Annotated in this window: 16 protein-coding genes; 10 read left to right on the top strand and 6 right to left on the bottom strand. The window is 62.4% G+C overall.

Annotated elements, in window-relative coordinates; translation table 11 throughout:
• Positions 1 to 93 precede the first annotated feature (93 nt).
• The gene (locus AC2FNL_RS03770; RefSeq protein ID WP_496832489.1) at positions 94 to 900 is read left to right on the top strand and encodes an MBL fold metallo-hydrolase; all 807 of its coding nucleotides are present in this window, start codon (positions 94 to 96) and stop codon (positions 898 to 900) included.
• 38 nt (positions 901 to 938) lie between these two features.
• Positions 939 to 2,357 carry an FAD-binding oxidoreductase gene (locus AC2FNL_RS03775; RefSeq protein ID WP_496832491.1) on the top strand — a complete coding sequence of 473 codons (1,419 nt, stop codon included), beginning with the start codon at positions 939 to 941 and terminating at the stop codon, positions 2,355 to 2,357.
• Between the two features lie 38 nt (positions 2,358 to 2,395).
• Here the strand turns inward: AC2FNL_RS03775 and AC2FNL_RS03780 are convergent, their stop codons facing one another.
• Complete coding sequence (locus tag AC2FNL_RS03780; protein ID WP_496832493.1) at positions 2,396 to 2,878, bottom strand: fasciclin domain-containing protein; 483 nt, start codon at positions 2,876 to 2,878, stop codon at positions 2,396 to 2,398.
• Between the two features lie 169 nt (positions 2,879 to 3,047).
• A complete protein-coding gene (locus tag AC2FNL_RS03785) occupies positions 3,048 to 3,587 on the bottom strand; it encodes an adenine phosphoribosyltransferase (protein WP_093962739.1) in 540 nt (179 codons plus the stop codon).
• 200 nt (positions 3,588 to 3,787) lie between these two features.
• On the opposite strand from AC2FNL_RS03785, the gene AC2FNL_RS03790 reads away from it, so the two are divergent.
• Positions 3,788 to 3,970: a hypothetical protein gene (locus tag AC2FNL_RS03790; RefSeq protein ID WP_093962738.1), complete on the top strand. Its 183-nt coding sequence runs from the start codon at positions 3,788 to 3,790 to the stop codon at positions 3,968 to 3,970.
• Positions 3,971 to 3,976: 6 nt separating this feature from the next.
• Here the strand turns inward: AC2FNL_RS03790 and AC2FNL_RS03795 are convergent, their stop codons facing one another.
• Together AC2FNL_RS03795 and AC2FNL_RS03800 are read right to left on the bottom strand one after the other, a co-directional pair.
• Positions 3,977 to 4,606: a LysE family translocator gene (locus tag AC2FNL_RS03795; protein WP_496832496.1), complete on the bottom strand. Its 630-nt coding sequence runs from the start codon at positions 4,604 to 4,606 to the stop codon at positions 3,977 to 3,979.
• A gap of 61 nt (positions 4,607 to 4,667) precedes the next feature.
• Positions 4,668 to 5,540 carry an S-methyl-5'-thioadenosine phosphorylase gene (locus AC2FNL_RS03800; protein ID WP_496832498.1) on the bottom strand — a complete coding sequence of 291 codons (873 nt, stop codon included), beginning with the start codon at positions 5,538 to 5,540 and terminating at the stop codon, positions 4,668 to 4,670.
• Between the two features lie 216 nt (positions 5,541 to 5,756).
• Here AC2FNL_RS03800 and AC2FNL_RS03805 point away from each other — a divergent pair, with 216 nt between their 5' ends.
• Positions 5,757 to 7,391: a SulP family inorganic anion transporter gene (locus tag AC2FNL_RS03805; RefSeq protein ID WP_496832500.1), complete on the top strand. Its 1,635-nt coding sequence runs from the start codon at positions 5,757 to 5,759 to the stop codon at positions 7,389 to 7,391.
• 56 nt (positions 7,392 to 7,447) lie between these two features.
• On the opposite strand, the gene AC2FNL_RS03810 is transcribed toward AC2FNL_RS03805, so the two are convergent.
• Positions 7,448 to 8,053, bottom strand: a complete 606-nt coding sequence (locus AC2FNL_RS03810) for a flavin reductase family protein (RefSeq protein ID WP_496832502.1) — start codon at positions 8,051 to 8,053, stop codon at positions 7,448 to 7,450.
• A 72-nt stretch (positions 8,054 to 8,125) separates the two neighbouring features.
• Here AC2FNL_RS03810 and AC2FNL_RS03815 point away from each other — a divergent pair, with 72 nt between their 5' ends.
• The 5 genes from AC2FNL_RS03815 (at position 8,126) to AC2FNL_RS03835 (ending at position 11,172) form a co-directional block, all read left to right on the top strand.
• On the top strand, positions 8,126 to 8,620 hold the full coding sequence (locus AC2FNL_RS03815; RefSeq protein ID WP_093962733.1) for a GNAT family N-acetyltransferase: 495 nt from the start codon (positions 8,126 to 8,128) through the stop codon (positions 8,618 to 8,620).
• A 54-nt stretch (positions 8,621 to 8,674) separates the two neighbouring features.
• Entirely contained in the window at positions 8,675 to 9,424 is a 750-nt protein-coding gene (locus AC2FNL_RS03820) for an EcsC family protein (protein ID WP_496832504.1), read from the top strand.
• A 113-nt stretch (positions 9,425 to 9,537) separates the two neighbouring features.
• Positions 9,538 to 10,002 carry an NUDIX hydrolase gene (locus AC2FNL_RS03825; RefSeq protein WP_170337953.1) on the top strand — a complete coding sequence of 155 codons (465 nt, stop codon included), beginning with the start codon at positions 9,538 to 9,540 and terminating at the stop codon, positions 10,000 to 10,002.
• 72 nt (positions 10,003 to 10,074) lie between these two features.
• Positions 10,075 to 10,530 carry a DUF1178 family protein gene (locus tag AC2FNL_RS03830; RefSeq protein ID WP_093962731.1) on the top strand — a complete coding sequence of 152 codons (456 nt, stop codon included), beginning with the start codon at positions 10,075 to 10,077 and terminating at the stop codon, positions 10,528 to 10,530.
• Between the two features lie 3 nt (positions 10,531 to 10,533).
• Positions 10,534 to 11,172, top strand: a complete 639-nt coding sequence (locus AC2FNL_RS03835; RefSeq protein WP_496832507.1) for an SDR family oxidoreductase — start codon at positions 10,534 to 10,536, stop codon at positions 11,170 to 11,172.
• Here AC2FNL_RS03835 and AC2FNL_RS03840 read toward each other — a convergent pair.
• Positions 11,166 to 11,522, bottom strand: coding sequence for a hypothetical protein (locus AC2FNL_RS03840; RefSeq protein ID WP_093962729.1), 357 nt, complete (start codon positions 11,520 to 11,522; stop codon positions 11,166 to 11,168). The genes AC2FNL_RS03835 and AC2FNL_RS03840 overlap by 7 nt on opposite strands.
• Positions 11,523 to 11,688: 166 nt before the next feature.
• On the opposite strand from AC2FNL_RS03840, the gene AC2FNL_RS03845 reads away from it, so the two are divergent.
• Entirely contained in the window at positions 11,689 to 12,927 is a 1,239-nt protein-coding gene (locus tag AC2FNL_RS03845; RefSeq protein ID WP_093962728.1) for an aspartate kinase, read from the top strand.
• The last annotated feature ends 25 nt before the right edge of the window (positions 12,928 to 12,952 follow it).

Below are 12,952 nucleotides of genomic sequence, written 5' to 3' on the forward strand. Positions count from 1 at the left end.
GGCCCTGATCCGGGCGGGCCTGTTTCCGAAATCTGGGCCCCGTGACGTGACTCGAGGCGCGGATGCGCTAGACTTCCCGACATGCGGAGTATTATGGCGGGTTTGATCTTTCTGGCAGGGACGGCGGCGGCGCAGGAGCGTCGGCCGAGTCATTGCATCGCCATCGCCCAGAACACCCCCGGCATCGAATATCTGCACAAGGCGGCGTGGCAGGATCCGGTGCCCGAATTCTCGGTCCGGATCAGCTATGTCGCGCATGCGTCCTTTCTGATCCAGACACCCGGCGGGCTGAATGCCGTGACTGATTTCACCGGGTTCATCGGCGGCGCGGACCTGATCCCCGACATCGTGACGATGAACCACGCCCATGACACCCATTGGACCGCCTATCCCGATCCGGCCATCCCGCATGTGCTGCCGGGGTGGGGTGAGTTCGGGCAGGGCATCGAACACTATCTGGATCTGGGCGAATTGCTGGTGCGCAACGTCTCGACCGACATCCGGTCTGCTTACGGTGGGGTGGAAGAGCGCGGAAACTCGATCTTCGTGTTCGAGGTCGAAGGCCTGTGCATCGGCCATCTGGGACATCTGCACCATGTGCCGTCCGACGCGCAATTCGCCGCCCTTGGGCGGCTGGACGTGGTCATGGCGGCGGTAGACGGGGGCACGACCATGCCCTTGCCCGAGATGATCTCGGTCCTGCAGCGGCTGAAAAGCTCGGTCATCATTCCGATGCACTGGTTCTCGGGCTATTCGCTGGACCGGTTCCTGGCCGATATCCGATCCGACTTCCCGGTGCGCCGGGATGGGGTTTCGGAGATCGAAGTATCCCTGCGGACCCTCCCGGACCGCCCGACGGTGGTAGTGCTCGAGCCGCAATACCTGATGGAACTGGAATAAGCCTTGCCGTGCGCCGCGGGCTTGGGCATGCAGAGGGCATGCATTTGAACCCGGCCGACAAAACCTTTGCCGAAACCATCCGCGCCCGCCTGGGTGACGATATTCTGCGCCCGGTCGAGCCGCGCTATCTGGAAGAGCCGCGCCGCCGCTTCGCCGGGCAGGCGGGTCTGCTGGCCTTGCCCCGCACGGTTGAGCAGGTCGCAGCCTTGGTGCGTTTGGCGTCCGAGGCCCGCGTCCCGGTGGTGCCATACGGTGGCGGCACTGGTCTTGTGGGCGGGCAGGTCATGGCGGAGGGCCCCGCGCCCCTGATCCTGTCGCTCGAGCGGATGCGCGCGATCCGGGCCGTCTATCCGACCGAAAACATCCTGATCGCCGAGGCCGGCGCGGTTCTGGCCGACATTCAGGCTGCGGCCGAGGCGGCCAATCGGCTGTTTCCGCTGTCGCTGGCGGCGCAAGGATCCTGCCGGATCGGGGGAAACCTGGCTACCAATGCCGGGGGCGTCAACGTCCTGCGTTATGGCAATGCCCGGGATCTGTGCCTGGGGCTCGAGGCGGTTCTGCCCAACGGGGACATCTGGCACGGGCTGGGGCGGCTGCGAAAGGACAACACCGGCTATGACCTGCGCAACCTGCTGATCGGGTCCGAGGGTACGCTAGGGGTCATCACCGCCGCTTCGCTCAAACTGTTCCCGCGTCCTGCCGGGCTGGGCACGGCGATCTTTCAGGTGGCCAGCCCCGAAGCGGCAATCGACCTGCTGGCCCTGGCCCGGGACCATCTGGGCGAAACCGTCAGCGCGTTCGAACTGATCCACAGACAGGGGCTGGATTTTCTGGCCGAGGTCTTGCCGGACGTGCGGCAACCCTTTGACACACCGCCGGAATGGTCGGTCCTGATCGAGCTGGGATTGCCGGCGGGGCACGAGCCCGAGGCGGCGCTGGAATCCTTGTTCGTGGCTGCCGAGGCCCGTGGTCTGGTGTCGGACGGCGTCATCGCCCAGAGCGCCGCGCAACGCGACGCGCTGTGGTCGGTGCGCGAACGCATCCCCGAGGCAAACCGGTTGATCGGTTCGGTGTCCAGCCACGATATCTCGGTTCCGATTTCGCGGATCCCCGATTTCATCCGGCAAGGCGGCAAGGCGATTGCCGCCCTTGGACCGTTCCGGGTGAACTGCTTTGGTCATCTGGGGGACGGCAACCTGCACTACAACGTCTTCCCGCCCAAAGGCCACGACCGGGGCGAGTTCGATGACCGGCGCGCCGCGATCAAGCGCGCGGTCCATGACCTGGTGCATGAATTCGAAGGATCGGTCAGTGCCGAGCATGGGGTGGGCCGTCTGAAGACCGATGATCTGGAACGCTATGGTGATCCAGCCAAACTGTCGGCCATGCGCGCCATAAAGGCTGCTTTGGACCCGCTCGGGATAATGAACCCGGGCGCCGTCCTGTCAGATGTGTGAGTGCGGCCCGGACGCTCCGGGCCGCAGTGATGCGTTCTTTACGACTCGGGCAGGATAACCTTGTCGATGACGTGGATCACGCCATTGCTGGTTTCGATATCTGCCTGAACGACATTTGCGTCATTGACCATGACACCGTTGTCGAGGTCGATTGTGATCTCTCCACCCTGAACGGTGGCGGCGGTCATGTCGTCGGACAGATCACCCGACATCACCTTGCCCGGAACCACGTGATAGGTGAGGATCGCCACAAGCTGGTCCTTGTTCTCGGGCTTCAGCAGCGTTTCCACGGTGCCTTCGGGCAGCGCGGCAAAGGCTTCATCCGTGGGCGCGAAAACGGTGAATGGGCCTTCGCCCTTCAGCGTGTCAACCAACTCGGCGGCCTGTACGGCTGCAACCAGAGTGTTGAAGCTGCCGGCTCCGGCAGCGGTGTCCACAATGTCCTTGCCGTGGCCGTCGGCCATGGCAGCGGTCGAAAACAGGATACTGGCGACACCGGCAACAGCGAATTTGCGAAACATGATCTACTTCCCTTGTTGAGGATGTCATCGGCGACATCATTGGCGATACGGCGACATGCCGGAAAGAGATCACGCGTCGGGGGCAAAAAACCGACTGGAAAACGAACAACGCCGCGCTAAGCGCGCGGCGTTTCCAGCGGCAAGTCACGAAATCGTGACCGTTGTCTGTTCACAGTCCTTCGAATTCGCACAGGACATGGACGTCCATGCCCATGTCCTCGAGCACCTTCCGGCCACCCAGCTCGGGCAGGTCGATGATGAAGGCGCAGCTGACGATCTCACCGCCCAGACGTTCGATCAGCTTGATGCCTGCTGCGGCAGTGCCGCCGGTGGCCAGCAGGTCATCGACCACCAGAACCTTTTCGCCGGGCTGGATCGCGTCATCGTGGATCTCGACGATGGCCTCGCCGTATTCCAGCTTGTATTCCTCGCTGATCGTGGTGCCCGGCAGTTTGCCCTTCTTGCGGATCGGGACAAAGCCCACGCTCAGTTGGTGCGCGATTGCGCCCCCCAGGATGAAACCGCGCGCCTCGAGCCCCACGACCTTGTCGATGCGCTCGCCGGCATAGGGGTGCAGCATCTGGTCGATGGCCATGCGAAACCCGCGGGGATCGGCAAACAGGGTCGTCACGTCGCGGAACATGATCCCTTCGTGGGGGAAATCGACGATGGTCCGAATGTAATCCTTGACCGTTTTGCTTCTGGACATGGGGCAACCCTTCTTGCGTCAAAACACGGCGGTGTTTGGCGTATCACGGCCAGTCATGCAAGCCACGGTTGCCTGCCTGCGCGTATTTGCTGCGGGACAGATGCGTCCGGAACACCTGCCCTTGGGGGGCTGCGGGTATCGACAAGCGATGCGCTTTGTCTATACAAGGTGCCACGCGCTGATGCAGGCCCAGAACAAGGATGACAGCCGTGGCCAAGGCCGACCTCAAGGGATCCACCAAAAAGAACAGCCAGCTGGTTCTGCGCCTGGACAAGGACGAACGCGACGCATTTGTCGCGCTGTGCCGCGATCTCGACACCTCGGCCGCGCGCGAGATCCGCCGCTTCATCCGCGCGTTCATGGCCGAGAATGCCGGGACCTGACTGAATTTAGGCCGGGCGGCGCAGTACCGCCGTGGCTACGCCCATTCCGATCAGGGTCAACCCTCCGATACGGGTCATGCCGGTGATGATGCCGGGGCGGCCGATTACGCGGCGCAGCCGGTCGGCCAGCAGCGCATAGGCCAGCGCGTTCAGCCCGGCCAATCCCACGAAAGTGGCAATCAGGATCGCGAATTGCGGGCCCAGCGGCTCGGCCGGGCGCAGGAATTGCGGCACGAAGGCGATGAAGAAGGCGATGGATTTCGGGTTCAGCGCGGTGACTGCGGCCGCATGGCCGAACACGCCGCGCGCGGTGACGTCGCGCCCGGTGGCCACCGCCTGCATCCCGCTGGACGGCGCACTGCGCAGCAGCTTGATGCCCAGCCAGACCAGATAGGCGGCGCCTACCCATTTCAGCACCGAAAACAACGTGGCCGACGCCAGCACCAGCGCCCCAAGCCCCAGCAGAGAAGCCGTCATGGCGATCAGGTCCCCCAGCGCAACCCCTGTGGCCGAGGCGACGGCCACGCTGCGCCCTTTCGACAGCGCATAGCTGAGCACCAACAGTACCGTCGGACCCGGGATCAGCAGAAGGGCGGTCGAGGCGGCGACAAAAGCCAGCCAAAGTTCAAAATCCATTACACCCCTCCGCCAGATCCGCCGCAGCAAGCCTGAAAAAACACTTGGCCGTCAAGGCCGCTTACAATACCCGGCCCGCCACCGCATCCAGCTTGGCCAGCATTTGCGGGTCGCGCTTTTCCGGGGCCGTCAAAATCGCGTGGTCCAGCGCCCGGTCGCAGCCATGCGGGCAGGGCGCGCGGTCTGCTGCCAGAAGGGCGGGCAGGCCTTTGACCAACGCGCGCGCCTTCTCAGCGTTGCCGGTCAGCGTCGCGATGATCGCGGTCACGTCCACTTCGCCGTGATCGGGGTGCCAGCTGTCATAGTCGGTGACCATCGCGACCGAGGCATAGCAAAGCTCGGCCTCGCGGGCCAGTTTGGCCTCGGGCATGTTGGTCATGCCGATCACGTCGCAACCCCACTGCTCGCGGTACATCTTCGATTCCGCCAGCGTCGAGAATTGCGGCCCTTCCATCGCCAGATAGGTGCCATCGCGATGCACGGTGATGCCGGCCGCCCGGGCGGCGGATTCACAGGCATCGCCCAGGCGCGGGCAGGTCGGATGGGCTACGCTGACATGGGCGACGCAACCGGTGCCGTAAAAGCTTTTCTCGCGGGCGAAGGTGCGGTCGATGAACTGATCGACGACCACGAAATCGCCTGGGGCCATGTGCTCGCGGAAGGAGCCGCAGGCCGAAACCGAGATCACATCGGTGACCCCCAACCGTTTCAGCGCGTCGATATTGGCGCGATAGGGCACTTCGGTCGGCGAATGCACATGCCCGCGCCCGTGGCGGGGCAGAAAGGCCATCTCGATGCCGTCCAGTGTCCCGGTCAGGATCTGGTCGGACGGCGCGCCCCAGGGCGTTTCCACGGTAACCCATTGCGGCGTTTCCAGCCCATCGATGTCATAAATCCCCGATCCGCCGATGACGGCAATCTTTGTCTGGGCCACGTTCGTTCTCCGCTGCGATACCTGCCTGCGGGAATTTCTGCGGGCTTGTCGGGCTTTTGGCAAGGCTTGCCGGTGTTTTTGCGCCGCACAGGGGCGACAATGGGCGTGGCCTTGCAGTTTTTGCATGACAGCCTGCCATCGATGGGCTAGCAGACAGCGCCGAAGGCGGGTATACGACCGCCTTCGCGCGAACATTCTGACCCACAGGACCAATTCATGCCCCGAGCTTTGCTGGCAAGCTTTGCCAATCGCCTCGCCATTCCCGATCTGAGTTGGATGCCGGACGAAAAGCTGACCCCCGCGCGCTTGCGGATCGAGCTTTTGTCGGGCCTGACCGTCGCCCTGGCCTTGGTGCCCGAAGCGGTGGCCTTTGCCTTCGTTGCCGGGGTTCACCCTCTGGTGGGGCTGTATGCGGCGTTCCTGGTGGGGCTGATCACCGCGCTGATCGGCGGCCGTCCGGGTATGATCTCGGGCGCAACCGGTGCGCTGGCGGTCGTCATGGTGGCGCTGGTGGCGCAGCACGGGGTCGAATACCTGTTCGCCACTGTGGTCCTGATGGGGATCCTGCAAATCATCGCCGGGGCCATGCATTGGGGCCGGTTCATCCGCTTGGTGCCGCATCCAGTGATGCTGGGCTTTGTCAATGGCCTGGCGATCGTGATCTTTCTGGCGCAACTGGGCCAGTTCAAGGTGCCGGGCACTATGGAAAACACCGGCCACGGCCTGAGCGGCGGCGAATGGCTGTCGGGCATGCAGCTTTATACGATGCTGGGGCTGGTCGCGCTGACCATGGCGGTGATCTGGGTGATGCCGCGCATCACGCGCATCGTGCCGGCGCCGCTGGCGGGCATCGTCGTGGTAGCCGCGTTGGTGATCGGCATGGGGCTGGAGGTTCCGCGTGTGGGTGATCTGGCCTCGATCGAGGGCGGATTGCCGAAATTCCACATCCCAATGGTTCCGCTGAACTGGGAGACCTTCCAGATCATCCTGCCCTACGCCGTGATCCTGGCCGCCATCGGCCTGATCGAATCCCTGCTGACCCTGAACCTGGTGGGCGAGATTACCGGCAAGCGCGGCGGCGCTTCGCAGGAATGCATCGCGCAGGGCACCGCCAACGTCGTCACGGGCTTTTTCGGCGGGATGGGCGGCTGTGCGATGATCGGGCAGTCAATGATCAATGTGAAATCCGGCGGCCGCACCCGAGTAGCCGGGATCGCCGCGGCTCTGTTCTTGCTGGTGTTCATCCTTGTCGGCTCGCCTTTGATCGAACAGATCCCGCTGGCCGCGCTGGTTGGCGTGATGTTCATGGTGGTGATCGGCACCTTTGCCTGGAATTCGTTCAACATCCTGCGCAAGGTGCCGCTGACGGACGCCTTCGTCATCGTTCTGGTCACCGTCGTCACCGTGATGGAAGACCTCGCCGTGGCCGTCGTGGTCGGCGTGATCGTTTCGGCGCTGGCCTATGCCTGGAACAACGCCAAGCGCATCCACGCGGTCACCCGCGACTCGGAAACCGAGAAAGGCGCCAAGGTCTACGAGATCAATGGCCCCCTGTTCTTCGGCTCGTCCGAGGGGTTTGTCGAACTGTTCGATGTCCAGAACGACCCCGATACCGTGATCGTGGATTTCGCCGACAGTCGCGTCGTCGATCAATCGGCGCTTCAAGCCATCGAGAACATTGCTGGGAAATACGAGGCTGCAGGCAAGAAGGTCATGTTGCGCCACCTCAGCCGTGATTGTCACAAACTTCTCAAGAAAGCAGGCCACCTGATGGTCGATAGTGACGATGATCCCGACTACGGCCTCGCGGTAGACTATTCGGTCCGAACCGGCATTCTGGGCGGCCACTGAAGCAATGCGTGGCCCTGCCTCGCACCGCGCGGCGGGGCAGAGCCCCCAAACCCGGCTCAATCGTCTGGGCGATTGAGGGAAAACAACTCCGTCACCACCGAGTAGTCGCGATACCCAAGCCGCGACAATGGTTGAAAGGTGGTGACGTCGAACTTGCCGTCCTTCAGGCAGTCATCGCGCAGGTGCACGCCGACGACCTCTCCGAACACCACCCGGTTGGCTTGGCCGGGCAGCGTGACGATTTGGGTCAGTTTGCATTCCAGCACGGCGGGGGCGCCTTCGATGCGGGCGCATGGGATGGTTTCGCATTCCACCGGTGTCAGGCCGGCGTGGGCGAACTCGTCCACCTCTTTCGGAAGGCTGGCCGAGCTTGCGTTCATCGCATCCCGATGGGCGTGGGCCACCACGTTGACGCAAAAGACGCCGGTCGCCTCGATATTGGCGATGCTGTCCTTTCCGCGGTCCTGGTCGTGCTTTGTGCCGGTTGAGGCAAACATCACCTGAGGCGGCGTATAGGCGACCCCGTTGAAGAATGAATAGGGCGCCAGGTTGTTGATCCCATCCGCGCCGCGGGTCGAGATCCATCCGATCGGGCGCGGCGTGATGATGGCGTTGAACGGGTTGTGCGGCAAACCGTGACCGTCTTCGGGGCGATAGAACATCTGATCTCCAAGCGTTTGCTCAAGGCCTAGCGAAGTGCTAGGGCGATTGCCAGAGTCGAAAAGAGGGCCGCGGTGCAGCAGTTCGGGATCAGGCCGGAAGAGCCGGAGGATTGGTGGGAAGTCGAAGCCCTCTATGACCTGTGCTTTGCGCCGGGGCGCGAGGCGCTGTCGTCCTACCGCTTGCGTGACGATGTTCCGCCGGTATCAGGCCTGTCGATGGTGGCCCGCGACGCGCAGGGGATTTTGGCTGGGGCTATCCGATTTTGGCCGGTTCATGTTGGCGCACACGATGCGCTCTTGCTGGGGCCCGTTGCGGTTCACCCGACCCACCAGGGGGAAGGGTTGGGTGGTTTTCTGATCCACGAAGGTATCGAAGCCGGGCGGGCTAAAGGGTGGGACCGGGTCATGCTGGTTGGTGATGCGCCCTATTATTCACGCTTTGGGTTTGCCCGGCTCGAGGGGGTAGAGATGCCGCCGCCAACCAACCCGGATCGGGTTCTCGGGCTGGATTTGACCCCCGGCGCATGGCACGGAGTGAGTGGTTTGGTGACCCGCTGGACGCGCTGATCTATTGAAACGGCGTTGTGAAATGCCAATGTTTCAGGGTCAGGAGGACACCGAATGAATGACGTCGTTCTCGTCGGAAAAATTGATCCCGACGCTGAGTTGGACCGGTTGGCAAGCCACTACCGCAGCGCGTGCGGCTGCGGCATCCGGTTGCTCAATCGTCTGGGTGGATCGGCTGAGTCGCTGCTGGAACAGCTGCCCGGTTCGGTGCGCGATGGGCTGACCGGTGCAACCGAGCAGGCCTTGTGGCTTGCAGTTCGTGCCGCTGACGGATCGCGCCGCGCGGTTCCCGACCAGAAACCGTGGGTCAACACCGCCATATCGACCACGATGGGCGCCGCAGGTGGGGCTGGCGGCCTGACGACGGCGTTGATCGAGCTTCCGGCGACCACGGCCATGTTGTTGCGGGCAATCCAAGGGGCCGCATCGCGTGAAGGTTTTGACCCCTCGGCAAGGAACGTGCAGTTCGATTGCATCCGTGTTTTGTCGGCGGCAGGTCCCTTGGCGCATGACGACGGCGCAGACATGGGGTTCTTTTCGGTCCGACTGACCGTGACGGGCCCCGCTCTGCAAAAGATCATTGCTGCCGTCGCTCCGAGGTTGTCGGTCGTTTTGGGGCAGAAGCTGGCGGCACAGACCGTTCCGGTATTGGGGGCCTTGGCCGGAGGCGGCGCGAACTACCTCTACGCCCGGTACTATCAGCAGATTGCCCGTGTGCATTTCGGCCTGCGGCGTCTGGCGATCGATGCCGATATTCCGCATGACGAGCTTGTGCAGCGTCTGCAACGTCGCATGTTGGCCTGATCCTCAGTTTCAAAATTGGACAGAACCGCAGAATGTGGTATCCTGCACCTAATCGGCCCGCAAGATAAGTGGCCGAAAACAGGCAAGAAGAACAAAACAAGAGGCGGGGCAGCGTGAAAAGCGCAGGGCTGTCACCAGACATTCTGTCCGAAACCGGGGCATTTCCGGTTCTGCCGCAATCTGCGGCTCTATGCTACCGGCTTCGGCGCGGGGTGCCTGAGATATTGTTGATCACGACCCGGGGGTCGGGGCGGTGGATCATCCCCAAAGGCCGCATGATCGACGGCCTAAGCGGGTCTGAGACCGCAGCACAGGAGGCCTGGGAAGAGGCCGGTGTGACGGGCCGCTGTGAGACGCGCAGTATCGGGCAGTTCTCTTTCGACAAACATCACCGGGATCTGGGGCGGGTGACATGTGTCGTTGATGTCTACCCGTTGCTTGTTACCAAGACGGCGGATCGGTTCCCCGAAGTTGCCGAGCGGCGGCGTAGATGGATGCTGCCGGAAAAAGCAGCACAAGCGGTTTCGATCGGCGGGCTTTCCGGGCTGTTGCGGTCAAATGCGCTCAATCCTCATTGAACCGCCTCTGTAAAGACTTGATATTGCCATGTCTGTCAGTATCTATTGGCCCACCGACATTTTGGGCGACAGATGATTCAATATTCACTGAAATGCTGCAATGGTCATGCGTTTGACAGTTGGTTCCAGTCTGCGGACGCTTACGACAAGCTGTCCAAGGCTGGAATGGTCTCTTGCGCGACTTGCGGCAGCACCCAGGTCGAAAAGGCGATCATGACGCCGCGGGTCCAGTCTGCGCGCTCGTCTGCTGCAATGCCGCGCACGGAGAACAGTGATCGACCCGAAGCCCAGCGCCAACCGACCAAGGCCGAGATAGAGCGTGTTCTCAACGCCTTGCGCGCCAAAGTCGAGGCGAATTCCGACTATGTCGGCCGCGAATTTGCGCGCGAGGCCCGCAAGATACATCTGGGCGAGGCCCCGGAGCGTGCCATCTATGGCGAGGCCAAGCCGGAAGAGGCCAAGGCCCTGATCGAAGACGGCGTTCCGGTGGCCCCTCTACCGTTCATTCCAAGCCGAAAGACGAACTGAACCGTGCATCTTGTCATAACCGGCGCCAATCGCGGCATTGGGCGTGCTCTTGCTGAATGCTATCGTGGCCGAGGCGATACTGTCACCCGCACCGCACGGGACGATTCCGCCGATATTCGTCTGGACGTTACCGACCCGGCGCAACAGGCGCAGATGGCGCGCAAGTTGGATGGCCAGCCTGTAGATCTGTTGATCTGCAACGCAGGTGTCTATCTGGACAAAGGCCAGACAATCGATGGCTACCCGGCCGAGATGTGGGGCCAGACCTTTTCTGCCAACGTCACCGGGGTGTTTCTAACCATTCAGGCCTTGTTGCCCAACTTGCGTGCGGCGCGCGGCAAGATCGCGATCATCTCGTCGCAGATGGCCTCGCACACGCGGGCGCCCGGGGGCAGCTATATCTATCGGGCCTCCAAGGCGGCTGTGCTGAACCTTGGGCGCAACCTCGCGGTGGATCTCAAGGACGATGGCATCGCCGTCGGGATTTATCACCCGGGATGGGTGCAGACGGACATGGGCGGCCAGGCCGCCGATATCACCGTGTCACAGGCCGTTGCCGGGTTGACCGAGCGTTTCGATGCGCTGAGTTTGGACTCCACCGGCTGCTTTGAAACCTGGGACGGGCAGGCACATCCTTACTGAGCGGCTAGCGCTGCCTTGGGGATCTCGTAGACTTCACCGGGATCGATGAAAATCACCAGAATTTCGCCCCGCGTTTCCGAAGTGATCTTCGACGTCGAGCTGCTGGAATCCGGCTTTCCATCGGTGAAATAGATGCGGCGTACCTCCCCAGTATCCAACTGAACCGCCAAAGTTGCAGTGCCATCATCCTTGCGCCGCAACTCGGCAGGGCAATTTTTCAACGGCTGGCCCGCCAACGCGGCGCAGGGGACCGTTCCCAACGCGTTCTGGCCGTCCGTTCCGGACAGTGAAGCCACCTGGGCCATAGCCGGGCCGGACATCAGCACACAGGCGAAAACAAAACGCAGCATGGTTTTCCTCATGGTTTAAATCCTTGACGATACGCTGACATTGCTGCCGGTCCTTGTAAAGCGTTGCGCTGCAGTGTCCCGACTTTCTATGTACCCTTGCTCTTGCGTGTTGCCTCGCATAAGACGCACGGGACCGGAAATCCAAGGCGCGGAGACATTTGCCCCCATGCCCGTACTCGTGATGAAATTCGGCGGCACATCCGTCGCCAACCTCGACCGCATCCGCCGCGCGGCCAAGCGCATCGGCGTCGAAGTGGCCAAGGGTTATGACGTCATCGTCATCGTGTCGGCCATGTCAGGCAAGACCAACGAACTGGTGGGTTGGGTCGACGAGATCTCGCCGCTGTACGACGCACGCGAATATGATGCCGTGGTATCCTCGGGCGAGAATGTCACCGCCGGTCTGATGGCACTGACGCTGCAGGAAATGGACATTCCCGCCCGCAGCTGGCAGGGCTGGCAGGTACCGCTGCTGACCGATGGCGCCCATTCGGCGGCGCGGATCCAGGATATCCCGACCGACAACATCAACCAGAAGTTCGGCGAGGGGATGAAGGTCGCCGTGGTGGCAGGCTTTCAGGGCCTCAGCCCCGAAGGGCGGATCACCACTTTGGGCCGCGGCGGTTCGGACACCACTGCCGTGGCCTTTGCCGCCGCCTTCGACGCCGAGCGCTGCGACATCTATACGGATGTGGACGGCGTCTATACCACCGATCCGCGCATCTGCGAGAAGGCGCGTAAGCTGGACAAGATCTCGTTCGAGGAAATGCTCGAACTGGCCTCGTTGGGGGCCAAGGTGCTGCAAACCCGCTCGGTCGAGCTGGCGATGCGGTACAAGGTGAAACTGCGTGTTCTCTCGAGCTTCGAGGAACAGTCCGACGAGGCCGGAACCCTGGTCGTCGACGAGGAGGAAATCATGGAATCCAATGTAGTCTCGGGTGTGGCCTATTCGCGGGACGAGGCCAAGATGACCGTCGTGTCGGTTGCCGACCGCCCCGGCATCGCCGCGATCATCTTCAACGCGCTCAGCGATGAGGGGATCAACGTCGACATGATCGTGCAGAACATCTCGGACGAGGGGCGCACGGACATGACCTTTTCCTGCCCCACCAACCAGGTGGCGCGCGCCGAAAAGGCGCTGTTGGCAGTCAAGGAGCGTGGCGAGTTGAACTATGCCGAGCTGGTCGCCGACACCGATGTGGCCAAGGTTTCGGTGGTGGGCATCGGCATGCGCTCGCAGTCGGGCGTGGCGGCCAAGATGTTCAAGATACTCTCGGATGAGGGGATCAACATCAAGGTCATTACAACCTCCGAGATCAAAATTTCCGTCCTCGTCGACCGGAAATACATGGAACTTGCCGTTCAGGCGCTGCATGATGCCTTTGAACTGGAAAAGGCGGCCTGAGCATCTCGGCCAAGGTCCCGCCTGA

It is taken from the genome of Ruegeria sp. CRTD044 (assembly GCF_059613485.1).